The following is an 863-nucleotide window of genomic DNA, read 5'->3' as shown; positions in this document are numbered from 1 at the left end:
CGATGATAGCCGCCGCTAAAAAAGAAAAACGTAAAGCCATCTCAGGCGGAATGATCGGTATCGCGCTCACTTCCTTCTTAACAGGGATCACCGAGCCGCTCGAATTCTCATTCATGTTCTTGTCACCACTATTGTATTTTGTTCACGCAGTATTAACTGGTTTATCTATGGTTGTTGCTTTTTGGCTCGATATTCGTCATGGATTCGGCTTCTCAGCAGGTTTCATTGATTACGCGTTGAACTACGGAATCGCTCAACGGCCAGCCCTTCTGCTTGTACAAGGCATTGTCTTTGGAGTCATCTATTTCGTCGTCTTCTACTTCCTGATTGTTAAACTCAACTTGAAAACACCAGGACGTGAAGATGAAGACACGATTGTTGAAGACAGCACGCAGCAAAGTGGAGGAGACAAGTACCAGCATATGGCGAATCACTTTATCCAGGACTTAGGCGGAAAAGATAACATCAGTTCCATCGACAATTGTGCAACTCGCTTGCGCTTGCAAATCAAGGATATGAGCCGTGTTGATCAGAAAGCCTTGTCGCAGCATGGAGCGAAAGGTGTCATGAAGCCTGGCAACAATAATCTACAAATCATTGTAGGAACCCAGGTGGAATTTGTTGCCGATGCGATGCGTAATTCTGATCAGAGCTAGTTTGTTGGTTTAAAGTAGATCATTAAAATTAAAGCACCCTCCGATCATTCCGACTTTGAATGAACAGAGGGTGCTTTTTTATTGCCTCGTTTATATGCCGTTGTTGCGATTACGTGAACCAGGGGACTCTCCTATGTGTTCTGAAGTTACTCTCTTTATTTAGTTATTGTCCAAGGAGTTCAAGAAGATATCTCTTTCTTTTTCCTT

At 43.3% G+C, this 863-nt stretch carries 1 protein-coding gene; it reads left to right on the top strand.

Annotated features, from left to right (window positions below; translation table 11 throughout):
* Positions 1-656 (top strand): glucose PTS transporter subunit EIIB (locus LD39_RS19285; RefSeq protein ID WP_035552035.1); only part of this gene is annotated, 656 nt, incomplete at its 5' end.
* Between the last annotated feature and the right edge of the window lie 207 nt (positions 657-863).

This window comes from Halobacillus sp. BBL2006, from assembly GCF_000786645.1.
Lineage (GTDB): Bacteria > Bacillota > Bacilli > Bacillales > Halobacillaceae > Halobacillus.
The sequence above is the reverse complement of the archived record's forward strand: the minus strand, read 5'-3'. Positions and strand labels throughout refer to the sequence as shown.